This window comes from Nonomuraea sp. NPDC050394 (genome assembly GCF_044459065.1).
Classification (GTDB): Bacteria; Actinomycetota; Actinomycetes; order Streptosporangiales; family Streptosporangiaceae; genus Nonomuraea.
Map to the genome: position 1 here is coordinate 270,552 of NZ_JBITIO010000005.1, position 26,902 is coordinate 297,453.

At 70.9% G+C, this 26,902-nt stretch carries 24 protein-coding genes and 1 tRNA gene; 13 read left to right on the forward strand and 12 right to left on the reverse strand.

The window, feature by feature from the left end:
• Positions 1-32 precede the first annotated feature (32 nt).
• From ACIBKY_RS22165 to ACIBKY_RS22175, 3 genes are all read right to left on the reverse strand, one after another.
• Positions 33-908 (reverse strand): TetR family transcriptional regulator, encoded by an 876-nt coding sequence (locus tag ACIBKY_RS22165; protein WP_379637741.1) that lies wholly within the window; start codon positions 906-908, stop codon positions 33-35.
• A 70-nt stretch (positions 909-978) separates the two neighbouring features.
• Complete coding sequence (locus ACIBKY_RS22170) at positions 979-1,917, reverse strand: acyl-CoA desaturase (protein WP_397098882.1); 939 nt, start codon at positions 1,915-1,917, stop codon at positions 979-981.
• Positions 1,918-2,032: 115 nt separating this feature from the next.
• Positions 2,033-3,220, reverse strand: a complete 1,188-nt coding sequence (locus tag ACIBKY_RS22175) for an alpha/beta hydrolase family protein (RefSeq protein ID WP_397098883.1) — start codon at positions 3,218-3,220, stop codon at positions 2,033-2,035.
• 188 nt (positions 3,221-3,408) lie between these two features.
• On the opposite strand from ACIBKY_RS22175, the gene ACIBKY_RS22180 reads away from it, so the two are divergent.
• The 3 genes from ACIBKY_RS22180 to ACIBKY_RS22190 all read left to right on the forward strand — a co-directional run bounded on the left by ACIBKY_RS22180 (position 3,409) and on the right by ACIBKY_RS22190 (position 6,031).
• A tRNA-Gln gene (locus tag ACIBKY_RS22180) sits at positions 3,409-3,480 on the forward strand.
• Positions 3,481-3,605: 125 nt separating this feature from the next.
• On the forward strand, positions 3,606-5,057 hold the full coding sequence (gene glmU, locus ACIBKY_RS22185) for a bifunctional UDP-N-acetylglucosamine diphosphorylase/glucosamine-1-phosphate N-acetyltransferase GlmU (protein ID WP_397098885.1): 1,452 nt from the start codon (positions 3,606-3,608) through the stop codon (positions 5,055-5,057).
• Positions 5,054-6,031: a ribose-phosphate diphosphokinase gene (locus tag ACIBKY_RS22190; RefSeq protein ID WP_184967496.1), complete on the forward strand. Its 978-nt coding sequence runs from the start codon at positions 5,054-5,056 to the stop codon at positions 6,029-6,031. Before glmU ends, ACIBKY_RS22190 begins: the two co-directional genes overlap by 4 nt.
• Here the strand turns inward: ACIBKY_RS22190 and ACIBKY_RS22195 are convergent.
• Positions 6,028-7,506 carry an alpha/beta fold hydrolase gene (locus ACIBKY_RS22195; RefSeq protein ID WP_397098887.1) on the reverse strand — a complete coding sequence of 493 codons (1,479 nt, stop codon included), beginning with the start codon at positions 7,504-7,506 and terminating at the stop codon, positions 6,028-6,030. The two genes, ACIBKY_RS22190 and ACIBKY_RS22195, sit on opposite strands and share 4 nt — an antisense overlap.
• A 104-nt stretch (positions 7,507-7,610) precedes the next feature.
• Positions 7,611-8,207, reverse strand: coding sequence for a TetR family transcriptional regulator (locus tag ACIBKY_RS22200; RefSeq protein WP_397098889.1), 597 nt, complete (start codon positions 8,205-8,207; stop codon positions 7,611-7,613).
• Positions 8,208-8,285: 78 nt separating this feature from the next.
• Between ACIBKY_RS22200 and ACIBKY_RS22205 the strand changes: the two genes are divergently transcribed.
• The 7 genes from ACIBKY_RS22205 to cysN all read left to right on the forward strand — a co-directional run bounded on the left by ACIBKY_RS22205 (position 8,286) and on the right by cysN (position 15,366).
• Positions 8,286-9,473, forward strand: coding sequence for an amidohydrolase family protein (locus tag ACIBKY_RS22205; protein ID WP_397098891.1), 1,188 nt, complete (start codon positions 8,286-8,288; stop codon positions 9,471-9,473).
• 84 nt (positions 9,474-9,557) lie between these two features.
• On the forward strand, positions 9,558-10,172 hold the full coding sequence (locus ACIBKY_RS22210; protein WP_397098893.1) for a 50S ribosomal protein L25/general stress protein Ctc: 615 nt from the start codon (positions 9,558-9,560) through the stop codon (positions 10,170-10,172).
• Positions 10,173-10,272: 100 nt separating this feature from the next.
• Positions 10,273-10,857 carry an aminoacyl-tRNA hydrolase gene (gene pth / locus ACIBKY_RS22215; protein WP_184967504.1) on the forward strand — a complete coding sequence of 195 codons (585 nt, stop codon included), beginning with the start codon at positions 10,273-10,275 and terminating at the stop codon, positions 10,855-10,857.
• Between the two features lie 114 nt (positions 10,858-10,971).
• Entirely contained in the window at positions 10,972-12,411 is a 1,440-nt protein-coding gene (locus ACIBKY_RS22220) for a sugar transferase (protein WP_397099461.1), read from the forward strand.
• Positions 12,411-13,175: an inositol monophosphatase family protein gene (locus tag ACIBKY_RS22225; protein ID WP_397098895.1), complete on the forward strand. Its 765-nt coding sequence runs from the start codon at positions 12,411-12,413 to the stop codon at positions 13,173-13,175. Before ACIBKY_RS22220 ends, ACIBKY_RS22225 begins: the two co-directional genes overlap by 1 nt.
• 21 nt (positions 13,176-13,196) lie before the next feature.
• Positions 13,197-14,111, forward strand: a complete 915-nt coding sequence (gene cysD, locus ACIBKY_RS22230; RefSeq protein ID WP_397098897.1) for a sulfate adenylyltransferase subunit CysD — start codon at positions 13,197-13,199, stop codon at positions 14,109-14,111.
• 1 nt (position 14,112) lies between these two features.
• Positions 14,113-15,366, forward strand: coding sequence for a sulfate adenylyltransferase subunit CysN (gene cysN / locus ACIBKY_RS22235; protein WP_397098899.1), 1,254 nt, complete (start codon positions 14,113-14,115; stop codon positions 15,364-15,366).
• A gap of 6 nt (positions 15,367-15,372) precedes the next feature.
• Here cysN and ACIBKY_RS22240 read toward each other — a convergent pair whose 3' ends face one another.
• Positions 15,373-16,368 (reverse strand): YihY/virulence factor BrkB family protein, encoded by a 996-nt coding sequence (locus ACIBKY_RS22240; protein WP_397098901.1) that lies wholly within the window; start codon positions 16,366-16,368, stop codon positions 15,373-15,375.
• A gap of 173 nt (positions 16,369-16,541) precedes the next feature.
• On the opposite strand from ACIBKY_RS22240, the gene ACIBKY_RS22245 reads away from it, so the two are divergent.
• The 3 genes from ACIBKY_RS22245 (at position 16,542) to ACIBKY_RS22255 (ending at position 19,935) form a co-directional block, all read left to right on the forward strand.
• The gene (locus tag ACIBKY_RS22245; RefSeq protein WP_397098903.1) at positions 16,542-17,519 is read left to right on the forward strand and encodes a sulfotransferase; all 978 of its coding nucleotides are present in this window, start codon (positions 16,542-16,544) and stop codon (positions 17,517-17,519) included.
• Entirely contained in the window at positions 17,516-18,436 is a 921-nt protein-coding gene (locus tag ACIBKY_RS22250; RefSeq protein WP_397098904.1) for a glycosyltransferase family 2 protein, read from the forward strand. Before ACIBKY_RS22245 ends, ACIBKY_RS22250 begins: the two co-directional genes overlap by 4 nt.
• Positions 18,437-19,191: 755 nt before the next feature.
• On the forward strand, positions 19,192-19,935 hold the full coding sequence (locus ACIBKY_RS22255; protein ID WP_397098906.1) for a WecB/TagA/CpsF family glycosyltransferase: 744 nt from the start codon (positions 19,192-19,194) through the stop codon (positions 19,933-19,935).
• Here the strand turns inward: ACIBKY_RS22255 and ACIBKY_RS22260 are convergent.
• The 6 genes from ACIBKY_RS22260 to ACIBKY_RS22285 form a co-directional block, all read right to left on the reverse strand.
• Entirely contained in the window at positions 19,916-20,812 is an 897-nt protein-coding gene (locus ACIBKY_RS22260; RefSeq protein ID WP_397098908.1) for a sulfotransferase, read from the reverse strand. The genes ACIBKY_RS22255 and ACIBKY_RS22260 overlap by 20 nt on opposite strands.
• 159 nt (positions 20,813-20,971) lie before the next feature.
• On the reverse strand, positions 20,972-22,465 hold the full coding sequence (locus tag ACIBKY_RS22265) for a lipopolysaccharide biosynthesis protein (RefSeq protein ID WP_397098910.1): 1,494 nt from the start codon (positions 22,463-22,465) through the stop codon (positions 20,972-20,974).
• Positions 22,453-23,307, reverse strand: a complete 855-nt coding sequence (locus tag ACIBKY_RS22270) for a sulfotransferase family protein (protein ID WP_397098912.1) — start codon at positions 23,305-23,307, stop codon at positions 22,453-22,455. The genes ACIBKY_RS22265 and ACIBKY_RS22270 overlap by 13 nt, the downstream gene beginning before the upstream one ends.
• On the reverse strand, positions 23,304-24,209 hold the full coding sequence (locus tag ACIBKY_RS22275) for a hypothetical protein (RefSeq protein ID WP_397098913.1): 906 nt from the start codon (positions 24,207-24,209) through the stop codon (positions 23,304-23,306). Before ACIBKY_RS22275 ends, ACIBKY_RS22270 begins: the two co-directional genes overlap by 4 nt.
• Positions 24,206-25,474, reverse strand: a complete 1,269-nt coding sequence (locus ACIBKY_RS22280; protein WP_397098915.1) for a hypothetical protein — start codon at positions 25,472-25,474, stop codon at positions 24,206-24,208. The genes ACIBKY_RS22275 and ACIBKY_RS22280 overlap by 4 nt, the downstream gene beginning before the upstream one ends.
• The gene (locus tag ACIBKY_RS22285) at positions 25,471-26,790 is read right to left on the reverse strand and encodes a Wzz/FepE/Etk N-terminal domain-containing protein (protein ID WP_397098917.1); all 1,320 of its coding nucleotides are present in this window, start codon (positions 26,788-26,790) and stop codon (positions 25,471-25,473) included. The genes ACIBKY_RS22280 and ACIBKY_RS22285 overlap by 4 nt, the downstream gene beginning before the upstream one ends.
• Positions 26,791-26,902: the final 112 nt, after the last annotated feature.

The following is a 26,902-nucleotide window of genomic DNA, read 5'->3' on the forward strand; positions in this document are numbered from 1 at the left end:
ATTGAACAGAACGTTAACGACGTCTCAACGGCTTACTCTGACTGGTCGCCCTGGCCCAACTTGGCCGCCCGCTCCGCCAGCCGCGCCTCGCGCTGACGCAGCTTGTCCTCCCGTTCACGTGCCTTCTCCGCTTCCTTGAGCAGCCGTTCACGCTCCTTGAGCTCGCGAAGCCTGGCCTTCTCCGCCTCCTTCAGTTCGCGCTGACGGAGCTTCTCGGCCTCCTTGGCCTCGCGCTCACGCTGCTTCTCCAGCTCGCGCAGCTCCTTCTCGCTGGCCCGCGGCGGCGCGGTGACCGCGAGCTCGGCGCCCTCGCGGGTGGCGGCGGTGATGCGCGGCTGGGGGTTGAGCCCGGTCAGGCCGTTCCAGGCCAGGTTGACCAGGTGCGCGGCGACCTCCTCGCGCCCCGGCTTGCGCACGTCGAGCCACCACTGGCCGGTGAGTGCCACCATGCCGACCAGCATCTGCGCGTACATGGGGGCGAGTTTCGGGTCGTAGCCCCGGCCGGCGAACTCGTCGGCGAGCACGTCCTCCACCTGGCTGGCGATCTCGCTGATCAGGCTCGCGAACGTGCCGGTGCCCGAGGCGGCGTGGGAGTCGCGCACCAGGATGCGGAACCCCTCGCTGCTCTCCTCGATGTACTGCAGCAGCGCCAGTGCCGCCCGCTCCAGCTTGATCAGTGAGTGGGACGCCGCCAGGGCCGAGGTGATCATGCCCAGGAGCTTCTGCATCTCCCGGTCCACGACGACCGCGTAGACGCCCTCCTTGCCGCCGAAGTGCTCGTACACGACCGGCTTGGAGACCTGGGCGGTGGCCGCGATCTCCTCGATAGAGGTCCCGTCGAACCCCTTTTCGGCGAAGAGCGTGCGGCTGATGCGGATCAGCTGCTCTCGGCGTTCTCTTCCTGACATGCGTCTGCGAGATCGGGGTTCGGTGGTCACATTCTCCATAATTGCAGTGCCCGCCGACACAGCGGTCGCCTCAGGCAATGCGCTTCGCCGCCAGACGCTCGGGGGTCGGCCAGCGTACGTCGTGGACCCAGCCCAGCTTCTCGAAGATCCGGATCAGGCCGGCGCTGAGGTCGATCTGCCCCTTGAGCGCGCCGTGACGGGCGCAGGTGGGGTCCGAATGGTGCAGGTTGTGCCACGACTCGCCGAAGGACGGGATCGCCAGCCACCAGACGTTGCGCGACTTGTCGCGTACCTGGAATTCCTCCTCGCCGAACACGTGGCAGATGGAGTTGATCGACCAGGTGACGTGGTGCAGCAGGCCGATGCGGACCAGCGAGCCCCAGAACAGCGCGGTCAGCGCGCCCTGCCAGGACCAGGTGAGCAGGCCGCCGATGATGCCCGGCAGGAAGATCGAGGTGATGGCCAGCGCCCCGAACCACTTGTGCAGCTTGACGACGTCGTCGTCCTTGACCAGGTCGGGGGCGTACTTCTCCCGGTTGGTCCGCTCGGCGTCGAACATCCAGCCCATGTGGGCGTAGAGCAGGCCCTTCGTCAGCGACTTGAAGCCGGGGCCGAAGCGCCACGGCGAGTGCGGGTCGCCTTCCTTGTCGGAGAACTTGTGGTGCTTGCGGTGGGTGGCCACCCAGTCGAGCACGGACATCTCGAGCGACAGGCTGCCCGCGATGCCGAGCGCGATCTTCAGCGGGCGCTTGGCCTTGAACGAGCCGTGGGTGAAGTACCGGTGCAGGCCGACGGTGACGCCGAGGCCGGAGACGATGTAGAAGACGAAGGCGATCGCCACGTCCGTCCAGCCGAGCCCCCACCCCCACGCGAACGGCACCGCGGCCGCGATGGCGACCAGCGGCAGGCCCACCACCAGGCCGAAGGTCAGAAGCTCGACCTTGGTCCTGGGCTCCGGATCGGCGTCCGGCTTGGGACCGGGAGCGGAACGCTCGGCAACAACGGTCATGGGCTACCTCTCACGACGTGTATGGGGAGAATGTCCTGGCTACGCAAACGTAACCTACGCTGTCGTAAGTAAGGAAGCCCTAAGGCCGTTCATTTACCTAGGACTCCCGCGGCGATCACGCCCGGTCGAACGTCTTGACCACCATCGGGAGGGCCTTGCGGACGCTCTGGTTGTGGTCGAGGCCACCGAGGTCGGTCAGGGTGGCGGCGGCGCCGTACGACGTGAGCCGCTTGAGGCAGTAGCGGGAGTTGTCGATGGCCACGTCGGCGTCGCCGGTGGCGTGGTAGAGCGCGACCGGGACGCCCGGCTTCCAGTCGCAGGTGGAGTCGAGGGTGGTGAACAGCCGCTTGATCGGGCCGGTCGGGTTGCGCACCCGGTCGAGGAAGGCGGGGGTGAACAGCTTGGCGGAGGTCGGCGGCAGGGCCTGGGCGATCTCCTGGGGCTGGTGCTCGCCGTCGAAGAGGGTCTCGGCCTGCTTGTCGTAGGGGGCGCGGAAGACCTCTGAGGGTGTGCGGTAGATGTCGGTGTAGCGGTCGGCGGCGATCGCGAAATAGGCGAGATAGAGCGAGGCCATGCGGACCTTGTCGTTGGCGGCGGCGGTCTCGAAGGCGGTGAGGTTGAAGGGGCCGCCGACCGGGGCCAGGGCGCCCAGCCGGAAGTAGCGGTCCCGGCCCTGCTGCAGCGCCCTGCCGACCATCATGGTCGCGGGGCCGCCCTGGGAGAAGCCGCTGACCAGTACACGCCGGTCGAGGCGGCGGTTCTGCCCGGCCGCCACGATGCGGGTGGCGCGCAGGGCGTCCAGCGGGGCGGTCACCGTGCTGCGCGGGTCGCCATAGGGGTGGAGTCCGGGGCCCTCGCCCAGGCCCAGGTAGTCGGGCGCGGACACCGCCCGGCCGGTCGAGGCGAACAGCAGGGCCGCGGCGCGGTCGGTCGACTCCTTCTTCATCGAGGCCACGTCACCCCGGTACACGGTGGTGCCGTGCAGCCAGGACACCACCCGCAGGTCTCGCCGGCCGTCATCCGGCAGGGCGACCAACTGGCTGGCCACGGTGGGCCGTCCCTTGGGGTCAACGGTGCGGTACACCACACGGTAGGCGTTGACGCCGTGCTCGGCCCGCGCCGGGTCGATGCCCGTGGCCTTGAGCCGGTCGGCGACCTGGCTCCTGCTCAACTTCTCCACCTGGGTGACGGAGACGACATCGCCCCGGTCGGCGGTGCGGGCGTTCGCGGCAGTGGCCAGCACGGGGGCGGAAAGGACGCCGAGCGCGAGCGCGCCGATCAGGATGTTTCGCGAAAAGGTCATGGAAAAACCCTAGAAACGGTCGAGGGTGTGGGGCATTGCCGACGGCACCCGGGCGGTGGGTAGTGCCCACCCCACCCTTAGGGGAGACCTAGTGGGGTGTCGCACGAGGGATATCCGGGCGCGCAGTCCTCTCAGGGCTCGGTATCGTTAGGTGTGGAGATCGGACTCCCCACTGGTGTCCGATTCAATCCCGGATCGTCTAATCGGCAGGACAAGTGGTTTTGGTCCACTTTGTAGGGGTTCGAGTCCTCTTCCGGGAGCCGTGAACGTCCTCCCGCTGGGAGACAGCTGGGACCGGGCAGGTATCCTCAGCGTGTCGGGAGGGTAGCGGTGCGGTAGCCGTACCAGCAGCCCTGATCCGTCCAGCCACAGGGAGCCTCAGTCCGTGAGTGTGCCGCGCCCGGCAGCCGTCATCGTCCTCGCCGCAGGCGAGGGCACCCGGATGAAGAGCCAGACCCCGAAAGTCCTCCACGAGGTGTGCGGCCGTGCCTTGGTCGACCACATGCTCGCGGCCGCCCGCGACCTGAAACCCGAGCGGCTGATCGTCGTCATCGGCCATGCGCGCGAGCGCGTCGGCGCCCATCTCGCCGAGACCAGCCCTGACGCGCGCGCCGTCGTGCAGCGCGAGCAGCGCGGGACCGGCCACGCCGTCCGCACGGTGCTGGAGGAGACGGGCACGATCAACGGCACGGTCCTGGTCACGTACGGCGACGTGCCGCTGCTGCGCGCCGAGACGCTCGCCGCGCTGCTCGCCAAGCACGCCGACGACGGCAACGCCGTCACCGTGCTGACCGCACGGGTGCCCGACCCGACCGGGTACGGGCGGATCGTCCGCGACGAGTCCGGCGCCGTGCTGCAGATCGTCGAGCACAAGGACGCCACCGACGACCAGCGCGCCATCGACGAGATGAACTCCGGCATCTACGCCTTCGACGGCCTCCTGCTGGCCGACGCGGTCAAGCGGGTGTCGACGGACAACGCGCAGGGCGAGGAGTACCTCACCGACGTGCTGTCGATCCTGCGCGAGGACGGCCACCGCGTCGGCGCGCACGTGGCCGCCGACTACGTCGAGGTCGAGGGCGTCAACGACCGCGTGCAGCTCGCGTTCGTGCGCAAGGTGCTCAACCAGCGCGTGCTCGAATCCCACATGCGCGGCGGCGTCACCGTCGTCGACCCCGCCTCCACCTGGGTGGACGTCCAGGTACGGCTGGCGCCCGACGCCGTGATCCACCCCGGAACCCAGCTCCACGGCGAGACCGTCGTGGGGGAGGGCGCCGAGATCGGCCCGGCCACCACGCTCACCGACACCACCGTCGGCCCCGGCGCCGTCGTGCGCAACGCGGTCTGCGACAGCGCCGAGGTCGGCCCCGGCGCCAGCGTCGGCCCGTACGCCTACCTGCGCCCCGGCACCGTCCTCGGCCGCAAGTCCAAGGCCGGGACGTTCGTGGAGATGAAGAACACGCAGGTCGGCGAACGTTCCAAGGTGCCGCACCTGTCGTACGCGGGCGACGCCACGATCGGCGACGACGTGAACATCGGCGCCGCGGTGATCTTCGTCAACTACGACGGCGTGAACAAACATCGCACCACCGTGCGCGACGGCGCGTTCGTGGGGTGCGACAGCATGCTCGTCGCTCCGGTGACGGTCGGAGACGGCGCCTACACGGCAGCCGGGTCCGTCATCGACGGCGACGTGCCACCCGGAGCGATCGGGGTGGCGAGAGCGCGGCAGCGCAACATCGAGAAATGGGTCTTGCGCAGGCGCGCGGGCACGAAATCGGCCGCGGCCGCCGAACGGGCGCTGGCCGAGCAAGAGCAGCGGGAGAGTGGCACGTGACCAGCATCAAGCAGCCAGGTGAGAAAGAGCTGATGCTCTTCTCCGGCCGGGCCTACCCCGAGCTGGCCGAGGAAGTGGCCAACAACGTCGGCGTGTCGCTCACCCCGACCAAGCTCCACGACTTCGCCAACGGTGAGATCTACGCCCGCTACCTGGAGTCGGTACGCGGCTGCGACGCCTTCGTCATCCAGAGCCACACCGCCCCCATCAACAAGTGGATCATGGAACAGCTCATCATGGTCGACGCGCTGAAGCGGGCCTCCGCCAAGCGCATCACCGTGGTCATGCCGTTCTTCGGCTACGCCCGCCAGGACAAGAAGGGCCGCGGCCGCGAGCCGATCACCGCCCGCCTGATGGCCGACATGTTCAAGACGGCGGGCGCCGACCGGCTGATGTCGATCGACCTGCACACCTCGCAGATCCAGGGCTTCTTCGACGGCCCGGTGGACCACCTGTTCGCCATGCCCGTCCTTGAGCGCTACCTCAAGGACAAGCTCGACCTGGAGAACACCACGATCGTCTCGCCCGACACCGGCCGCGTGCGGCTGTCGGAGCGCTGGGCGGACACGCTCGGCACCCCGATGGCCTTCATCCACAAGCGCCGCGACCTCGACGTCGCCAACCAGGTGAAGGTCAACGAGGTGGTCGGCAAGGTGCGCGGCCGTACCTGTGTGCTGATCGACGACATGATCGACACGGCCGGCACCATCTGCAAGGCCGCCGACGCCCTCTACGAGCAGGGGGCCACCGACGTGATCGTGGCGGCCACCCACGCCGTCTTCTCCGACCCGGCCGTCGACCGGCTGAAGAACTCGCGCATCTCCGAGGTCATCGTGACCAACACGCTGCCGCTGCGCGAGCACCAGCTCTTCGACAAGCTGACCGTGCTGTCCATCGCCCCGCTGATCGCCCGCGCGATCACCGAGGTCTTCAGCGACGGCAGCGTCACGAGCCTGTTCGAGGGCGACTCCTAGCCGCGGCAGGTGAGGTCGGCTGCGGGCAGGACGCCGTCGCGGAAGTAGGTGTTGACCGCCTCCTCCACGCAGGCGTTCCGCAGCCGGCCCAGGATCCCGTGCATGCGCACGTCCCGCAGCGTGACCAGCCGCGAGCCCGACATGGCCCGCCGCAGCGCCACCCCTTCCTGGTAGACGGTCCTGGTGTCCCGCGTGGCCTGCACGATCAGCGCGGGCACGTCGTTGCGCACCACGGTCCGCGGCTCCAGCGGCGCCCGCCAGAACGCGCACGCCGTGATGTTGTTCGCGTAGGCCCCGAACACCGGCTGGGTGGCCCGGCTGCGCTGAATGTCGCGCCAGTACCCTTCCGGATTCCGCGGCGCGCTCGTGTCACCGCAGATGACCGCGCCCTGGCTGGAGAGGTCCTGCGGCTCGCCGTTCAGGTGCAGGCGCAGTTCTTGGTCGAAGTCGGCGGTCGGCTGGACGGGCTTTCCCTCGGCCGCGTCCGCGATCTGCCGGACCCGCGCCGCCAGGTGGGCGTTGTAGCGGGCGTCCTGCAGCAGCGTGAACAGCGTCATCGGCAGGAACCGCGCGTCCAGCAGGTGCGCGCCGATCCGGATGGGCGAGCTGGCCGCCTGCCTGACCAGGCCCTCGACCCGGGCCCGTACCCGCGCGCCGGTCGTGCCGAGGCCGTAGTCGGCGTCGCGGGCCGCGGTCCAGGCGGCCCAGTCGTCGAGCGCGGCCTCGTTGACCGGCCCCTGCTTCTTGATCGACGCGGCCATGTAGGAGGCGGGATCGACCGCGCTGTCCAGCACGATCCGGTCGGCGCGCCGCGGGAACATCTGCGTGTAGACCGCGCCGAGGTAGGTGCCGTAGGAGAAGCCCAGGTAGGACGTCTTGGGCTCGCCGAGTGCGCCGCGGATGACGTCCATGTCGCGCGCGGTGTTGCGGGTGGTGATGTGGGCGATCCGGTCGCCCTCCTTCCGTTCGCACCGCCGCGCGAGATCCTCCTGAGTCCGTACGGCGTCGCGGAAGTCCCGCCTGGTGAGCCCGGCCGACCAGAGCATGTGCCCGACGGGCCAGTCGCAGTCGATCGCCGCGCTGCGCCCGACGCCCCGCGGGTCCATGCCGATCAGGTCGTAGCGTGAGGCGACCTCGGGGGTCAGGCCGCCGCGCACGTACAGCATGAAGTGCAGCCCCGCCCCGCCCGGCCCGCCGGGGTTGGAGAGCATGATCCCGCGCCGCCGCGCGGTGTCGCTCGCCTTGATCCTGGAGATCGCGATCTTGAGGGTACGGCCCCGCGGCGCGGAGTAGTCCAAAGGCACCTCGACCTGGGCGCACTGGGCGCCCGCCTGGTCCAGGGCGGTGTCTGCGCAGGCGGTCCACGTGACCTCCTGCCCGTAGAAGCGGCCGAGGGCGTCGTCGGCGTGGGAGACGCCGGTCAGCGTCCCGGTTCCCACCGCGAGCGCGGCGAGCACAGCAGCTACCCGTTTCATTCATCGTCCTCAGATAAGGGGATTTCCGGGCACGCCGATGCCGGCCTCGCGCACCCCGAAGGAACGCAAGCAACCGTAGTTGACTAATTTCGTTCTAGTCAACCTCAGTTGCTAATGCCGCGCACGATCGCGTCGGTGAGCGCCCTTGCCTCCCTCGCGGGCGAGAACAGCCCGGGACAGGCCAGCCACGTGGCCGCGGTGCCGTTGGCCGAGGTGATGATCGCGAGTGCCGCGGTGTCCGGGCTGACGCCGGGCCGCAGCTCGGCGGTGCTCAGCAGTCCGGACAACTGCCGCCGCCAGCCCTCCATGACGACCTGCTTGTCGTGCAGGCCCTTCTCCAGCTCGGGCACGCCCTCGGCACTGCGCATCGACAGCGCGTAGACCTGGCGGAACGTCGTGTCCTCCTCCAGTGCGGTGAAGAACGCCACGAGGAAGCCGCCGACCCGCTCGACGGGCGGTTCCGGGCCGTCGAGCCGGCTCCAGACGGGCGTCGCCGACTCGGCCCACAGCTCGTTGATCGCCGCCAGGCAGAGCGTGGCCTTGTCGGTGAAGTGGTGGTAGAGGGCGCCGCGGGTGAGTCCCGCCCGTGTGGCGATGCCGTTCAGGGTCGCCGTCGCGAAGCCGCGTTCTGCGAACTCCGCCAGGGCCGCGACCAGCAGGGATCGGCGGGTCTCCGCGGCCTCCTCGGCGGTTCTGCGCATGACGCCCAGATTCTCATACGTGTCGGCATGTATGCTCGCTCTAATGATACGTGCTGACATGTATGTAAAGGGGGCACGATGTTGCAGTTCCGCGACGTCAAGGTGTTCGACGGGGAGAAGCTCCTCCCGTCCACGCACGTCACGATCGACGACGGCCTCATCGCCGCGATGGGGCCGGAGGAGGCGCCGGGGGCGGCGGTCGTCGAAGGCCGCGGCGCGACGCTGCTGCCCGGCCTGATCGACGCGCACGCCCACGTCTTCCCCGGCGACCTGGAGCAGGCCGCGGCCTTCGGGGTCACGACCGTGCTCGACATGATGGCCGACCCCGTCCAGATCGCGAAGCTCCGCGGCGCCCGCGACGGGGCGGACCTGCGCACCGCGGGCACCGCGGCCACGGTCCCCGGCGGCTACGGCTGGTACCTCGTCGAGATGGGGCTCCTTCCGCCCTTCCCGACGCTCACCGCCCCCGGGCAGGCGGCCGCCTTCGTCGCCGACAGGATCGCCGAGGGGTCCGACTACCTCAAGATCATGCTCGACGACGGCTCGACCGCGGGTATGCCGGCCCCGACGCTGACCGGCGAGACCCTGCGCGCGCTTGTCGCCGCCGCGCACGACCACGGCATCCTGGCCGTCGTCCACGCGCTGAACGCCGGCTCCGCCCGGCTGGCCGCCGAGGCCGGGGCCGACGTGCTCGGGCACCTGTTCGTGGACACGCCGGACCCCGGGCTCGCCCATGAACTGGCCGAGCGGGGAACCGTGGTCATCCCCACGCTGGCCGTACTGGGAGAGCTGTTCGGGCAGCCGCGCGGCCGGCAGCTCGCCGCGGACCCCCGCGTCGCGCCCCACCTGGGCGAAGGGGCGCGACGGATGCTCACCATGGGCCCCGTGCCGCTCGGCGGGGGCGCGCGGCACGACGTCACCGTGGCCACGCGCACCCTGGCGGAACTGCTCGACGCCGGCGTCACCGTGCTGGCGGGTTCGGACGCCTCCAACGTCGGAACCGCTCACGGAGCCACACTCCACGACGAACTACGCCGGCTCGTGGCCGCGGGGATGACCCCGGGCCGGGCCCTGACCGCCGCCACCGCGGCGCCCGCCCGCCACTTCGGCCTCGCCGACCGGGGCAGGATCGCGCCGGGACTCCGCGCCGACCTGCTCCTGGTCGACGGCGACCCGACGGCCGACATCGACCGCACCCTCGACATCCTCGGCGTCTGGCGCGGCGGCAGGCGGCTGATGCGGGGCACGGATGCGGGTAGGCTGTGAGGGTTGCGCTCGTAACGCCTCCCGCTAGGGCGGGCCAGGGGGAGCGCAGAGAAACTCCGCCAACGTGCATCCCTAGGAGATGTCGTGTCTGAAGTACGTATCGCCGCTGAGGCTCGCACCGAGTTCGGCAAGGGCGCCGCCCGCAAGATCCGCCGCGCCGACAAGGTGCCCGCCGTCCTCTACGGCCACGGCATCGACCCCAAGCACCTCACGCTGCCCGGCCACGAGGTCCTGCTCGCCCTGCGCACCGCCAACGTCCTGATCCACCTCAAGGGCGAGGGCGTCGACGAGCTGGCCCTGCCCAAGGGCGTCCAGCGCGACCCGATCAAGGGCTTCATCGAGCACCTCGACCTGCTCCTGGTCAAGCGCGGCGAGAAGGTCACCGTCGAGATCCCCGTCACCACCGTCGGTGACGTCGACTCCGAGGGCATCCTCGACCAGCAGCTCATGAGCATCGGCGTCGAGGCCGAGGCCACCCACATCCCCACCGGCATCGAGGTCGACGTCGAGGGCTTCGCGGTCGGCCGCGTCGTCACCGCCGCCGACCTGGTCGTGCCGCAGGGCTCCTCGCTGGCCGCCGACCCGGAGACCGTCGTCCTCCAGGTCATCGCCAAGCCGACCGAGGCCGCCGAGGAGGACGAGGCCACCGAGGCCGAGACCGTCGCCACCGAGGCCCCCGAGGGTGAGAGCGCCGAGTAACACCCACGTTCACCGCACGGGGCAGCCGGGATCATCCGGCTGCCCCGTCGTGGTGTTCTCGTAGAGTTACGGCAGGCCGCCACGTGAGCAAGGAGTCGCATTGGACCGCTGGCTGATCGTCGGGCTGGGCAATCCCGGCGACGAATACGCGGGAAACCGGCACAACGCCGGTTTCATGGTGCTCGACGAACTGGCCGCCCGCGCGGGGGGCAAGTTCAAGGCGCACAAGAGCCGCTCGGCCGTCCTGGAGACGCGGCCGGCGATCCTGGCCAAGCCCCTCACCTACATGAACCTCTCCGGCGGCCCCGCCAAGCTCCTGGCCGACTTCTACAAGGTCGCCCCCGAGCGGATGATCGTCGTGCACGACGAGCTTGACGTCCCCTACGGCGCGTTGCGCGCCAAGCTGGGCGGCGGCGACAACGGCCACAACGGGCTCAAGTCCATCACCAAGGTCTTCGGCACCCGTGACTACCTGCGTGTCCGCTTCGGCATCGGCCGCCCGCCCGGCCGCATGGACCCGGCCGCGTACGTGCTCAAGGACTTCGCCACCGCCGAGCGCAAGGACCTCGCCTTCCTCGTCGACCGCGCCGCGGACGTGGTCGAGTCGCTCATGGAACGCGGCCTCGAAGTCACCCAGAACGAGTTCCACCGGTCAGACCTCAACATTTCCGGCCCTCCACGCTGATCACCACGTAAGGCCGTTCGCGATCCGGCCGACGTTGCCCGCCGCTACTATCTGGTGACCATTCGTTGACGGTCGGTCACGGGGAGGCGCGGCGTGAGCAAGGGCGAGGTGCTGATGGCCGTCGTCCGTGCGCATCCTGAGCTCGTCTGGCAGGCCGCTCCCGGCGTGCCCGGCTGGGTCCGCGCCTACCGGGTGCGGGCGCTGGTGGCCGATCTGGGCGGCGCGGGCGCCGGCGCGGCGCTGGCCTTCTTCGCCCGCTTCGGTGAGCTGACCCCCTACGCCGCGCCGTACCTGCTGCTGAGCGCGGCCCTGCCGCTGGCCTGGGTCTGCGCGAACGCGCTCAACCGCGCCTACGAGCCGCGCATGTTCGGCGTCGGGCCCGAGGAGTTCCAGCGCGTCGTGCGCTGCGGCCTCGCGCTGACCGCCGCCACCGCCATCGTCGCCTACCTCACCAAGACCGACGTCGCGCGCGGCTACGTCGTGCTCGCCCTGCCCCTGACCACCCTGCTCACCCTCGTCTTCCGGTACTGCTTGCGCCGCGCCCTGCACCGGCGCAGGGCCCGCGGCGAGTGCATGCGCCGCGTGGTCGCCGTCGGGCACCGCGCCTCGATCGCCGAGCTCGTCGAGCGGTTCAGGCGCGAGCGCTACCACGGCATGGAGGTGGTGGCCGCCTGCCTGCCCGAGGACGCGCCCGGCGACGACGTGGCGGGGGTGCCGGTGGCGGGCGGGCTCAGTGACGCGCCGCTCGTGGTGGAGCAGTCGGGGGCCGACTCCGTCGCCGTGCTCGCCTGCCCCGAGATGGACGGCGTGGCCCTGCGGCGGCTGGCCTGGCGGCTGGAGCGTACCCACACCGAGCTGGTCGTCGCGCCCGCCCTCATGGAGGTCGCCGGGCCGCGCACCACCATCCGCCCGGCGGCCGGGCTGGCATTGCTGCACGTGGAGCATCCGGAGCTGGCGGGGGCGAGGCAACTGGTGAAGAACGTCTTCGACCGGCTCGTGGCCGCCTCGCTGCTGGTGGCGCTGTCGCCGTTGCTGGCGGGGCTGGCGGTGGCCGTACGGGCGAGCAGTTCCGGACCCGCGCTGTTCAGGCAGACGCGCGTCGGCCGCGACGGCGCGCTGTTCACGATCGTGAAGTTCCGTACCATGCGGCAGGGCGCCGAGCACCAGAAGCTCACCCTCGTCAGCGACGCCGACGGAGTGCTGTTCAAGGTGCGCAACGACCCACGCGTGACCTCGCTGGGCGCGCTGATGCGGCGGCACTCGCTCGACGAGCTGCCCCAGCTGATCAACGTGGTGTGCGGGCACATGTCGCTCGTCGGCCCCCGCCCGCCGCTGCCCGAGGAGGTCGAGCGCTACGGCGACGACGTCCGGCGGCGGCTGCTGGTGCGCCCGGGGCTGACGGGGCTGTGGCAGGTGAGCGGCAGATCTGATCTGTCGTGGGAGGAATCCGTCCGCCTCGACCTGCGTTACGTTGAGAACTGGTCCCTCATGCTGGACCTCCAGATCCTGTGGAAGACTTGGTCGGCCGTCGCCCGCGGGCAAGGAGCTTATTGATGACGATTCGCGACGACCACGCCCTCGCCTCCGATCTCGCCGACGAGGCGGGACGGCGGCTGCTGGACATCCGCGAGCGCGAAGGGTATGGCGAGGCGCCGGCGCTGCGCAAAGCAGGTGACCGGGGCGCCCACCTCTATCTGATGGAGGCGCTGGCCCGGCTGCGGCCCAGCGACGGCGTGCTGTCGGAGGAGGCCACGCGCGAGGAGCGGGAGGACCCGCGCAGGCAGCGCGCCGAGCGGGTGTGGATCGTCGACCCGCTCGACGGCACCCGCGAGTTCGCCGAGGAGGGCCGCTCCGACTGGGCCGTGCACGTGGCGCTGTGGGAGCGCGGGGCGCTGGCCGCGGGCGCGGTGGCGCTGCCCGCTCAGGGGCGCACGCTCACCACCGGTGCGCCGCCGAAGCTGCCCGCCTATGACAAGGGCAGGTTCAGGATCGCCGTCAGCCGTACCAGGCCGCCGGAGTTCGTGCAAAGACTTGCCTATCTCGTCGGGGCCGATCTGGTGCCCATCGGCTCGGCCGGAGCGAAGATCTCCGCGGTGCTCACCGGAGACGTCGAGGCCTACGTTCACGCAGGCGGACAATATGAATGGGACTCCGCCGCGCCGGTCGCCGTCGCCCAGGCCGCGGGCGCCCACGCCAGCCGGATCGACGGCTCGAAGCTGACCTACAACCAGGCCGACCCCTCACTACCGGATATCCTTGTATCCCTACCTGAGCTGGCGCCAACGTTGCTCGCCGGAATTCGGGACCTGCACCGCTGACACCACGCCGGAGGAAGCCCCATGCTCCAGCGCGACTACACCACGTCGCAGCTAGACGTTCTCGAGGCCGAGGCCATTCACATCATGCGTGAAGTGGCCGCCGAGTTCGAGCGTCCCTGTTTGCTCTTCTCCGGCGGCAAAGACTCGATCGTCATGCTCCGCATCGCCGAGAAGGCATTCTGGCCCGCGCCACTGCCCTTCCCGCTGATGCACGTCGACACCGGGCACAACTTCGACGAGGTCATCGAGTTCCGCGACCGCAGGGCCGCCGAACTCGGCGCCCGCCTGGTCGTCGCCAGCGTGCAGGAGTCCATCGACGCCGGCCGGGTCACCGAGGAGACGGGGCGGCGCGCCTCGCGCAACCGCCTGCAGACCACGACGCTGCTCGACGCGATCGAGGAGCACGAGTTCGACGCGGTCTTCGGCGGGGCCCGCCGCGACGAGGAGAAGGCCAGGGCCAAGGAGCGCGTCTTCTCCTTCCGCGACGACTTCGGCCAGTGGGACCCCAAGAACCAGCGCCCCGAGCTGTGGAACCTCTACAACTCCCGCATCCGCAAGGGCGAGCACATCCGGGTCTTCCCGCTGTCCAACTGGACCGAGCTCGACATCTGGGACTACATCCGCCGCGAGGGCATCGAGATCCCCTCGATCTACTACGCCCACACCCGCCAGGTGTTCGAGCGTGACGGCATGCTGCTGCCCGACGCGCCGGTCGTGTCGCGCGGCGACGACGAGCCGCTGTTCGAGGCCGTCGTGCGCTACCGCACCGTCGGTGACATGACCTGCACCGGCGCCGTCCAGTCGGCCGCCGCGACGGTCGAGGAGATCATCGAGGAGATCGCGGCCACCCGCATCACCGAGCGGGGCGCCACCAGGGCCGACGACCGCGCCTCAGAAGCCGCAATGGAAGACCGCAAGCGCGAGGGCTACTTCTAAGATGGACATTCTTCGTTTCGCCACCGCCGGCTCCGTCGATGACGGAAAGTCCACCCTCATCGGACGCCTGCTCTTCGACTCCAAAGCGATCTTCGAAGACCAGCTGGAGGCGGTCGAGCGCACCTCGCGCGACCGCGGCACCGAGTACACCGACCTGTCGCTGCTCACCGACGGCCTGCGGGCCGAGCGCGAGCAGGGCATCACCATCGACGTGGCCTACCGCTACTTCGCGACCCCGCGGCGCAAGTTCATCATCGCCGACACCCCGGGCCACATCCAGTACACCCGGAACATGGTCACCGGCGCCTCCACCGCCGACCTGGCCATCATCCTCATCGACGCCCGCAAGGGCGTGCTGGAGCAGTCGCGCCGCCACGCGTTCCTGACCACGCTGCTGCGGGTGCCGCACCTGGTGCTCGCGGTCAACAAGATGGACCTCGTCGACTACTCGGAGGAGCGCTTCGAGGAGATCCGCGAGGAGTTCACCTCCTTCGCCTCCAAGCTCAACGTGGCCGACCTGACCTTCATCCCGATCTCCGCGCTCCACGGCGACAACGTCGTGTCCCGCTCGGAGACCATGCCCTGGTACCACGGCAGCTCGCTTCTCCACCACCTGGAGAACGTGCACATCGCCTCCGACCGGAACCTGGTCGACGTGCGCTTCCCGGTCCAGTACGTCATCCGGCCGCACAAGACCGAGTTCCACGACTACCGCGGCTACGCGGGCCAGGTGGCCGGCGGCGTCCTGAAGCCGGGCGACGAGGTGCTTCACCTGCCCTCCGGCCTGACCAGCAGGATCGCCTCCATCGACACCTACGACGGGCCCGTCGAGGAAGCGTTCCCGCCCATGTCGGTGACGCTGCGGCTGGAAGACGAGATCGACATCTCGCGCGGCGACATGATCTGCCGGCCCAACAACCAGCCGACCGCCGCGCAGGAACTGGAGGCCATGGTCTGCTGGATGACCGACGCCACCAAGCTCGCGCCCCGCTCCAAGCTGGTCATCAAGCACACCACCCGCACCGCGCGGGCGATGGTGCGCGAGCTGCACTACCGGCTCGACGTCAACACGCTCCACCGCGACGAGACCGCGACCGGGCTCGGCCTGAACGAGATCGGGCGGGTGTCGCTGCGGGTGACGCAGCCGCTGTTCGTGGACGACTACGCGCGCAACCGGGCGACCGGCGGCTTCATCCTGGTCGACGAGACCACCAACACCACGGTGGGCGCCGGCATGGTCATCGAATCCCGCTGACCCGGGTCACCTCCGTCTGCGCCTGAGCAGGCCGTACGCGGTACGGAGGGCGGCGATGCCGGCCGCCCCCACCGCGCCGACCAGAGGTTCGCGTTCCTCCAGGGCGCTCGGCCCCACGTCCGGCAGGGCGGGGCCGGGCTCCCCGGCGCGTGCCGCCTCCAGTTGCGCCGCGAACGCCAGCCCCAGGAACAGCGCGATCGAGCTCAGGAACGCCCACAGCAGCAGCGCCATCACCGTGGTCAGCGGGCCGTAGGTGCTGCCGAACGTGCCGCTCTTGTCCGTGTAGAGGGCCAGGGCGAGCGTGAACGAGGTCCACAACACCAGCGTCACCACCGCCCCGAACGCCAGCCACGTGTGGCCGGGCTGCCGCCGCCTGGGCGCCGCCCGGAACAGCACCGACGTGGACACCAGCGCCAGCAGGAACCCCACCGGCCAGCGCACCACGTCGAACGCCAGATGTTGCCCGGAGGTCCAGCCCCACACCTGTGCCAGCGCGCCACCGATGGCGGCGCCGCCGACCATGGCCACGAAGCCGGTCACCATGAGGGCGCCGGCGGTCAGGGCCAGGATGACGGCTCTGCCGTACTTGCGGGGGAAGGGTCTGTCGCGCTCCATGCCGTAGATGCGGTTGGCGCCGCGCTCGACCTGGGCCATCGTGGACGTCAGCGAGACCAGTGAGGTGGCCAGTCCCAGCCACAGGGCCAGCGCGTCGCGCCGCGAGCCGCCGCCGAGGACGTCGATGACCGAGGCGCCCCCTTCGCCCGGCGCGAGGCGGCTGAGGGAGAGCTGGAGGACCTGGCCGAGTTGTTCCTGGTGGGTGACGGAGCTGAGGCCGACCAGGGCGATGGCGCCCGGGATGATCGACAGGCACATCTGGAACGCCAGGGCCCTGGAGTGGCTCATGCCGTCGCCGTACCGGAATCGGACGAACGAGTCATGGGCCAGGCGGCGCATGCCGTACTCGCGCAGGGTGGTCCACGCATGATCGGCGGAAAGCTCCATCGTGCGTGTTTGAGGTACTAATGTCGCGGATCCCACGCCGCACAGCTAACCACCGTGGGGGAGTCCTCGGCGACTTCGAACGTCAGGTAGATCATTTGGGCTTTCGGTGACTGCGTGATTACTCCGCGCTACTGTCTCCCACGTTCCGTATTCACGAGGTTAGGTCCCTGTCCGTGACTGACCGTTCGCCCGCCCCCGGGGTGATCTTCCTGGGCGGCCTTGGCCGCAGTGGCACCACGCTGCTGGAGCGGTTGCTCGGCGAGTCGCCGGGCGTGACCGCGCTGGGCGAGGTGGCCCATCTGTGGGCCAGAGGCGTGCTCGCGGGGGAGCCGTGCGGGTGCGGTGTGGGGTTCGCGGCGTGTGACTTCTGGCGGCGGGTGGGGGAGCGGGCGTTCGGCGGATGGTCGCCGATGCTGGCCGAGCGGGTGCTGGGGCTGCGCGACCGCGTCGACCGGACCCGGCGCATCCCTCGCATGGGGCATCCCGACCTCGACGAGTACGTGCGCGCCTATCGCCGCGTCTACACGGCCGCGGCCTCGGTTGCCGGGGCTCGGCTGGTCATCGACTCCAGCAAGCACGCCTCGCTGGCGTGGTGCCTGGCCGCCGGGGGCGTGGCTGTGCACGTCGTCCATGTGGTGCGCGATCCGCGGGCGGTGGCCCATTCCTGGCGGCGCGACGTCGAACGCCCCGAGGACGGGCGGCCCATGACCCGCTGGGGCCCGATCCGCACCTCCCTTCACTGGACTGCCCAGAACCTCGCGCTCGACCTGCTGGCGCGGCGCGGAGCGCCGGTCACCCGGGTCCGATACGAAGATCTGCTCGCCGACCCGCGCGCGACCCTCACCGGGCTGGCCGTGCGTCTCGGTCTCGACCCTGCCTTCCCGCACCTGGACGGCTCGCTCGCGACCCTGGGCCCGGCCCACACGGCGTCGGGCAACCCGATGCGGTTCGCCGTCGGCCAGGTCAGGCTGACCAGGGACGACTCGTGGAACACCGGCATGCCCCGCCACCTGGTCGCCGCCCTGACCAAACCCCTCATGCGCCGGTACGGCTACCGCCCCGGCGGCACTGGGCCTGGCGGTCCGGCCGGCGACCACGCCGGCGATCTGAACGGCGGCGTCCCGATGCGGGGCGGGGAGGAGGCGGAGTGAGTGCGTCCATCGGCGTGGTGATCCCCACCCGGGGCAACCGGCCCGAGCAGTTGCGGGCGGCGACCAAGGCGGCGCTCGACCAGGCGTACCCCGGGACCATCGACCTGGTCATCGTGGTCGACGGGACGTCACCGGAGAAGGTCGCCGAACAGGTGGCCGACGTGATCGCGCCCCGCGACGCCACGGCCGGGCACCACCGGGTCCGCGTGCTGCCCAACCGGCTCAGCCCCGGCCTGCCCGGCGCCCGCAACACCGGCATCGCCGCCTGCGACACCGACCTGATCGCCTTCTGCGACGACGACGACATGTGGCTGCCGGGCAAACTCGCCGCCCAGGTAGGCCGGTTGGAGCCGGGGGCCGAGTTCGCCTCCTGCGCCATCGAGATCGCGTACGGCTCCCGCCGCGTACCCAGGCTCGCCGGAACCGACCGCGTCACCAAGGCCGACCTGATCCGGTCGCGGATGGTGATGGTGCACAGCTCGACGTTCCTGTTCCGGCGCGGGTCGCTGTGGGTCGACGAGAGCGCCCCCGGCGGCCAGAACGAGGACTGGGACCTCGCCCTGCGCGCCGCCCGGCGGCAGCCGATCGTCCACGTCGACCGGCCGCTCGTCCGGGTCGCCTGGGGCGCCTCCCACTACGTCGCCCGCTGGGCCGACCGCATCGCCGGGCTGGAGTGGATGCTTGCCCGGCACCCCGAACTGGCCGTGGATCCGCGCGGCGCGGCGCGGATCTACGGTCAACTCGCCTTCCACAACGCCGCACTGGGGCGGCGCCGGGAGGCTGGACGCTGGGCGCTGCGTACCTTCGCCGCCCGGATCGGCGAGCCACGCGCACCGATCGCGCTCGCCGTGGCCGCCGGGCTGATCCCGGCCTCGGCGGTCCTATCCCTGCTGCACCATCGGGGGCACGGCATTTGACCACCCGAGACCTCACCCACCCCACCTCCCCGGACCCCGGTCCCCCGGAGCCATCCCCCGCTGCCCCGACCTCCGGCCGTGCGGAGCCACCCCCTGCTGCCTCGATCTCCGGCTCTGCGGTGCCGCACCTGGCGTCCTCGGGCCTTGATGTCGCGGACGTGCGCCTTCCCGCCCTTCCCCGCCAGCGCACCGAACCCCCACCACCCACACCCCAGACCGACCTCCAGCACCCCGCCGACGACCTGTCGGCAACTGCCCAGGCCGACCCTCAGCGTCCCGCCGGCGGTTCGCTCACGGCTCGGGTCGGCCCTCAGGGCCTTGCTGGCGGTTCGCTCACGGCTCGGGTCGGCCCTCAGGGCCTTGCCGGCGGCCCGTCCACGGCTTGGGTCGACCCTCAGCGCCCCGCCGGCGGCTCGCCTGACCCGGGCACCGCTCCTGACCTGGGCACTGCTCCCCACCCGGGCGCTCCTCACGCGAGCGACAGCGGTCACCCGGATTCCGCGGGTCATGCGGGTGGTGCGGATTGTCCGGGCGGCACGGCCCGCGTTGGGGATGGGGCTGCGGGGGGTGGCAGGCATCGGAGCAGTCCGCATGTGGTGCCGAGGGTTGGCCGGGGTGGCCAGGAGCTGCCCGTTGGGGCGTTGGAGGTGCTCCGGCGGGTCAAGGGGAGCGACACCGCGCGGCCGTACGAGAGGGAACGGCATGTTTGCACACCCTCCACGGCCGACCAGGCCGGGCGGGTGGTCGTCGGTGGGGTGGCGGTTGATCCGCTGACCGAGCGGCAGGTCGTGGAGCGGGTGGCGGCCGAGCTGGCGGCCGGGCGGGGTGGGCACATCATCACCCCGAATGTGGACATCTGCAGGACCGTCGCCAAAGACGAGGCGCTGCGTCGGCTCGTACATGAGGCCGAGGTCGTGGTGGCCGATGGGATGCCGCTCGTGTGGGCGTCTCGGCTCATCGGGGTGGCGTTGCCGGAGCGGGTGACCGGCGCGGATCTGATCTGGTCGCTCAGCAAGATGGCGGCGCGGAAGGGGTTCTCGATCTACCTGCTGGGCGGGCCGCCAGGGGTGGCGCGGCAGGCGGGAGAAGAGCTCAGTAGCTGCCATCCCCGGTTGAACGTCTGCGGGTACGATGCGCCGCCGTTCGACTTCGACGTGACCGCTCAAGGGCGGGACGGGGTGCGGGCGCGGGTCGTGGCGGCCGGGCCGAAGCTGGTGTTCGTGGGCCTCGGCTTTCCCAAGCAGGACCTGCTGATCGAGGAACTGCGGCCGGAACTGCCGGGCGCGTGGTTCGTGGGCTGCGGGTCGGCGATCGCGTTCGCGGCGGGAACGGTTCACCGTGCGCCGGACTGGATGCAGAGCCTGGGCCTGGAGTGGCTCTACCGGCTGACGAGCGAGCCGGGACGGCTGGCGAAGCGCTACCTGGTGGACGACCTGCCCTTCGCCGCCCGCTTGCTGGGTGGATGCCTGGTCCACTACATCAGGCGCCGCGCGAGGTGAGATGGCGGACGCGGCTCATCTCCTCGGAGGTGAGCCCGCGGGTGGCGTTGTGGAGGGCCTGGCGGGAGTTCATGGGGCGGTACGCGGTCCTGGACACGCCGGTCCAGGCGAAGCCCCGCTCGGCGCTGCCCTCCGCCAGGCAGGCGCGGGCGACGTGGTGCTCGGCGGCCGGGGTCCAGGTCAGGTTGGCGTAGGAGTACAGGGCACGGAAGCCGTTCACGGGGTCGGCGGCCAGTTTGTCGTAGGAGACCTGGAGGACGTCCGGGGTCTTGTCGAGGACGGCCCGGGTGACCCGCCACAGGGCGGCGGCCTTGGCCAGGTGGTCCTGGGAGCCGATCAGGGGGCGTAGTTCCTCCACCTCGGGGTGGTCGCGGACCAGGAGCGGCTGTTCGAGCAGTTCGTGGAAGTAGACGGTCCAGCTGAGCCGCCGCCAGCTGGCCGCGAACGCGACCGGGTCGCGGACGAGCGCGATGACCCGGCAGCCCAGCCTCCTGGCGAACCAGCCGGCCGACAGTACGGCGAACGGGTCGTCCAGCAGCGCTCGCCTGCCGGTCAGGCGGCCGTGGGTGAAGGCGGCGCCGTAACGGATCATTCTGGCCAGGTCGTACGGCGAGCGGTTCGCGCGCAGTTCGGCCAGGAACCGGTAGCGCAGGCGGACGGTGTCGCGGAAGGCGGGCAGCCAGTCGGCGGCGTTGTCATCACAGATGTACTGGAACCGGTGGGTAACGCTGGCGCGTAGCACGCCGGGGCAGCGGCCGGGCGGGTGTTGCGGGTTGAGCGGCTCGTTGACGTAGACGAGTTCGCCGCCGGCGGCCAGCATCTTGCCGACCCAGCTCGTCCCACTGCGAGGCAGCCCGGTGACCAGGATCGGAGTCATCGCGTGGCCCACGGGGCGGCTTGGGTGCGTCCGGTGATCGTGCTCGGGATCATGTGGTGGCCCAGGTTCGGGGGCGTAGCGCTGCGTGAGGCTGTCCGGTGATGGCGCGCGGGGTCGCATGGTGGCCCGGACTTGGGGTGTGGGGGATCGTGCTCGGGATCATGTGGTGGCCCAGGTTCGGGGGCGTAGGGCGGTCAGGCTGTGGCGGCCGAAGGGGTGGAGGCCGTAGCGGCGGTGGAGTTGCCAGAGCGGGAGCAGGTTTTTGACGATCACGCCGCCGGACCAGCCGAGCACCGCGCCGACGGCTCCGTGTGACGGGATCAGCGCCAGGTCGAGCGCCAGCGTGCAGGCGATGGCGGCGACCAGGTTGAGGAGGCTTGAGGTGGTGTGTCCGGCGGCGGTGAGCACCACGTCGACCATCCCGCACGCGGTGGCCAGCATCATCGTCGCGGACAGGATCAGCGCCACGGGTACCGCCGCGCCGTACTCCTGGCCGAAGATCCGCAGCAGCCACGGCGCGACGGCCGCGTAACCGAGCCAGACGGGCCAGGTCAGCAGCACCAGCCACATGGTCGTGGCCTGGTAGAGCTCGCGGGCGCGCACCAGGTCACCGCGGGCGAGCGCCTGGATGAGCCGGGGCTGCGCGGCCTGGGCGAGGCCCTGGTTGGCGAGCTGGCCGATGACCTTGAACCGGGTGGCGGCGGTGTAGACGGCGGCAGGGGCGGGCCCGGCCAGCGCCGCGACGACCACGATGTCGAGCCGCTGGAAGATCGCCTGGATCGCGCCGGCCGCCGACCGCGGCGCGGTGTAGCGCCACAGGTCGTGCCCGGTCCCGGGCAGGTAGGGGGTGCGCGGCAGCCGCCCGCGCAGGCTGAACCCCGCCAGCACCAGCACCACCGGGTACGGCACCGCCCAGGCCGCCAGCAACCACCCTTCCGGAGAGCCCACCAGGGCCGAGCCCCCCGCCGATCCCACCAGGGCCGATCCCTCCGATGAGCCTCCCGCCGATCCCACCAGGGCCGAGCTCCCCGATGAGCCTCCCGCCGAGCCCACCAGGCCTGAGCCCTCCGACGGGCCCCCCGCCCAGCCCATCAAGGCCGATGAGCCCCCGGCCAAGCTCTCCGGCGAACCTGTGGGCAACCACCCGCGTGTCCACGCCAGACAGGTCGCGGACACGAGGACGAGCTGGGCGACGGGCAGCAGGATGCCGTCGAACAGGACGGTAGGCCGCATCACGCCGAACCCGCGCGTGGCCGCCAGCAGGATGTCCGCGGCGACCATGACGGGCAGGACCAGCGCGACAATCCCCAGCTGTGGATGGAGAACGACACCCGCGACCGACGCCAGCACCACTCCCGGCACCAACGCCGCCCTGACATATCCGGAAATGCCGCGATACTCAAAGGTCTTCGCCCGCGCGATGAAGAAGATCAGCCCGTTGCCCGCGTCCAGCTTGGCCACCCCGGCGACCATCAGCGCCAGCGCCACCGCGGTGAAGAACGACCCGGCAACCGACACCTCGAAGGCCCTGGTCACCAGCACCACGAGCACGAACTGCGCCACCGCCCCCGCGGCCGCCCCGGTGAGCCCCGCCGCGCCGCCCCTGGCCACCCGGCGCAGCGACGCCCGCCGTACCCCGGTCACTGGCGCCATGACGGATCACCGCCCAGCCATCGCACGAGCTGCTGGTCGTAGACCTCGAAGTGGTCGCGCAGGGTCTGCCGCAGCGACTCCGCGACCGGCTTGGGGAGCGGACGCCCGTTGTGCCGCTCGAACACCGGATTGCCCAGACGCGGGACTCCCAGGAACTCCAGCACCCGGTCATAGATCCGCTCGGGCGTGCGGAAGAAGCGGTGGCTGTCGATCACCAGGATGCGGTCCTGCCCGAACAGCGGCTCCAGGCGGTCGAGCTGCTCGGCGTAGCGGCCGCGGGCCAGGTAGGCGTGGTGGCGGTGGGAGTGGTGGACGGCCTCCGGTCGGCGGCGCAGCAGTTCCTCGGCGCCGGCCAGCCGCTTGTCCTCCAGCTCCACCGCGTACTCGAAGTGCGACTCCGTCTCGAAACCGCGTGCCAGCTCGTGCGCATGGGCCGAGCAGGCCCGCTCCACGGGGTCGCGCACGAGCACGATCAGCTTCACCTCCGGCAGGTCACGGGCGATGCGCTCACCGGCCAGCGGATGGAACAGGTAGTACGGCGACGACTCGAACGCCAGCGGCCGGTGCCCGTGCTTGCGCGCCAGCAGTGCCGCGCCCACCTTCAGCGGAAAGTGGCCCTGGTACCAGGACATGCCGCGCCCGTGGTTCACGTCGAAGTAGTGCACGCCCTTGTGCAGCACCGGCTTGAGCAGCAGCGGATGCTGCGCCAGCGCGCGGTAGAGCGAGGTGGTGCCGCACCGCTGCGCGCCGACGATCAGGAAGGAGGGCAGGATCCGCCCGGCCGAGGTGAATCTGCCCGTGGTCCGCGAGACGGCGAGCACCGATTGCTTCATCGCGTTCATGTGAGCAGCTCCTGGGAGTCGACGAGCGGGTTGAGCCAGGTGCTCGGCGGGCCGAGCGGCTCGTGGCCGTCGGCGGCGTGCCGGTCGGCCAGCGCGATCAGGTAGAACAGGGCGGTCTGCCTGGCGACGGCGGCGCTCAGCCCGAGCGGCGCCAGCACGCCCACGGCCTGGGCCAGGCAGGCGCGGGCGGCGGTGGGCGCGTCCATCCTGCGCAGCGCGCGCTGGAAGAGGTGGTGAAGGGCGTCGAAGCCGTACGGCACGCCGATCTCGTACCGTTCCCAGTCCCAGACCAGCAGGCGGCCGTCGGCCGACGGGCAGATGTTCCACGGGGAGAGGTCACCGTGCCAGGCGTGCTCGGTGCCGCCGGTGGCGGCGATCTCCTTGACCGCCCGCGCCAGCAACGTCGCCGGCACCCGGCCCCGTCCCGTGACCGGCAGCGGCGACAGCGCCAGCACCGACAGATCCCGCCAGCGGGAGTGGTGGAGGACGGTCGGCGGCTGGATCGTCTTCAGCGGCAGGTCGGCCAGCCGCTGGAGCGCGCCGGCCTCGTTGGCGATCAGTTCCTGGGCACGTGGGGTATCGCCGATCTTGACGAAGGCGATCAGCCCGGACTCGGTGTGCGCCTCCAGGATCGGCTTGCGGTTGGCGCGCCTGGCCGGCCGTACGTGCAGGACGGTCTCGACCCGGACGCCGAAGACCTCGCTCAGGTACGCCGAGATCGACCCCTCGACCGGAACCATCACCCTGGGCCCGAGCGCGGCGTGCCACCACCGGCGCGGCGCCAGCCGCCTGGGCAGCAGCGCGTGCGGCAGCAGACTGTACGGCTGAGGCGACCCGTGACCGGGAAACAGCACCCTGACGGTCTGCCCCAGATAGCGCAGCCGGATCTTCGCGTCGTTCATGTCGTGTTCCTCCACAGGAGGGCGAAGGAGATGAGGTAGAGGCTGAGCGGCGTGACCAGGCCGTCGTAGACGAACATGTAGAACAGCACGAGCAGCATCACCAGCACCCCGGCCAGCCCCACGGGGCTGCGGTCGCGCCAGTGACGTCGCACCGCGCCGGCGAAGAAGGCCACGTAGAGGACGGCGCCGGTGACGCCCTGGGTGATGAGCAGCAGCCAGAGCTGCCCGTCGCTGCCCAGCGGAGGATGGCCGCAGCCGGCGCACCAGTCGGTCTTGCCGGTGGTGATCGTGCGGTGGTTGCCGGTGGCGTTGCGCGTGTTGCCGAAGCCGATCACGGGGGAGTGGGCGGCGGCCTCGATCGTCGCCGAGACGGTGAACGCCCGGATGTCGTTGGAGTGCGGGTTGTCCAGGCGCTGGATGACCAGCGCGGCCAGTGGGCTGAGCGCGAAGGCCAGCGCTGCGGCGGCGGCGATCGCGCAGACGGTGAGCCTGGTCCGGCCGCCGACCCGGACCACGAGGTAGAGGGCGGCCAGGCCGAGCCCGATCCACAGGCCGCGGTTGAGCGAGTACACGACGGGGACGGCGGCCAGGCAGATCAGCACCACGGCTGCCGCCTTGCGGTGCCGCCCGCCGTACACCCACCAGCCGACCACGAACCAGACCAGCAGGATCGACAGGTTGCTGCCCCAGGCGTTGGCCCATTCGAAGGGGGCCTCGGGGCGGGGCAGGCCGTAGCCGAGCACCTTCTGCGTCTGGGCGGCGGTGGGGTGGATGAGGTTCTGCACGAAGGAGTTGTCGGCGATCCAGCCGGGCAGCACGTACTCGACCGGCGAGGTGTAGGCGAACTTCGGGAACAGGACGCCGAGCAGCCCGCCGGCCACCGTCCAGACGAACAGCACGCCCAGCATCCGCACCAGCCGCAGCTGCGACAGCTCCTGTTTCGTGAGGTTGCCCAGGTAGAGGACGACGACGAACAGGGAGGCGTAGAGCGCGAACCGCATGCCGTAGCCGATCAGCCGCCCCGGCCCGAGGCCGCCGTAGGTGCCGGGCGGCGCCTCGGCCAGCGCCAGGCCGCTGACCAGGTAGCCGGCCAGCAGCAGCACCCACAGCCCCGCGCCGCGAGGCAGCCTGATGGGCCGGCGCCGCCACAGGATGACCGCCATCGGCACCGCCATCACCACGACCGACAGCCCGCCGAAGCCCAGGGCCCACCACACGGGGTAGCCGACGAGAAGCGCGGCGATCGGCCACGCAGGATCCTTCACGGCTTGGGGCCCGGAGTGTCGGTGACGGCGGGCATGGGGGTGGTCTCGGGTTCCGGCGCGGGCGCGGGGACGACGAGCTTGTCGAGGGTCTGCGACAGCTTCGGCAGCGCCCTGGACTTCGCCGGCGGTGCCGGGAGGTCGCCCGTGCAGGTCACCGCGCCGATGATCGGCACGTTGTGCCTGCTCAGATGGCGTACGGCTGCCGCGACGTCCCCGCCCGCCGCCTTGCGCAACGTGATCAGGAGGATCGCCGCGTCGGCCTTGGCCAGGTCGTTCACGTCCTCGCCGCTGAGCACCGACAGCGGGGCACGGGCGGACAGCGGGACGGCCAGGGCGTGGGCGCCCGGACCCGGCGGAACCACCCTGACCAGCAGTCGCTTGCCGGGACATGCCGCGACCACCGAGGAGGCCAGGTCGTGGAGCGTGCCCTTGTCCAGGACCTTGACCTGATCGGACAGGTCGGCCAGGACGGCGACGCCGGTCAGCCGCTCGACGTCGGCGGCGCGGCGCAGCCGGGTGTCGAGCCGGTCGCGGCCGTAGGCGGCGGCGGAGCCGGACAGCAGGCCGAGCATGAGGCCCGCGCCGAGATACAGCGGCAGGCTGGGGGCACTGGGCGCGGTCGGCGTGGCCGCCTCGCTGATCACCGTGCCCGGCGTGATGGCGACCGTCTTCAGGCTGTCGTACTTCATCGTCAGGCTGAGGGCCTGCCGGTTGAGCACGCTCTGCCGGTGGGTGGCGACGGCGTGGCCGGCGGTGCCCCTGCGCAGCTTGGTCACCTGCTCGGCGGTGTCGCCGAGGGCGGAGTTGACCTGTTTGAGCTTGGCCAGGAGCGCCTTCTGCTGGGCGGCGAGCGCGGTCTGCGCGGATTCGGTGCGATGGGTCAGATACGCCTGCCCGTAGGCCCGCGACTGCGCGACGGCCGTCAGCGGGTCCGCCGCGGTGACCGCGATCGCCAGCACCGAGGAGTTGGGCGGCACGCTCACCTCGGCCGGCTCGGCCACCGGGACCTTGAGCGCCGTCGCCGTCATGGCCGCCACGACGGCCGACTGCGCGACCCGCGCCTCGGTGTCGAGATTGAGCGCCTCGCGCTGACGGCTGGTGACCTGGTTGTTCTGCTCCTGGACGCCGACCGGGGCGACCAGCACCTCGGTGGTCGCGGTGTAGGCGGGTGGTACGAGCCTCCAGAGGCCGAGCGCGGCGGCGACCGCGGCCAGCAGGCAGCCGGTGAAGAGCAGCTTGCGCCTGCGGAGCAGCGACAGGTGCTCCGCCAGGTCCGTGCCGGAGCTACGGGCCTGGACGGCCGGCGGCGGGCTCATGGAAGTGTTTACCCCGTGCTTCCGATCGGCGACTCTGCGTCACTATAGGGCGCGCGGATATTGCCCCGTTTGAATACGGAAGATTTTCTCCGGTACGGCTCCGCCATCCGCC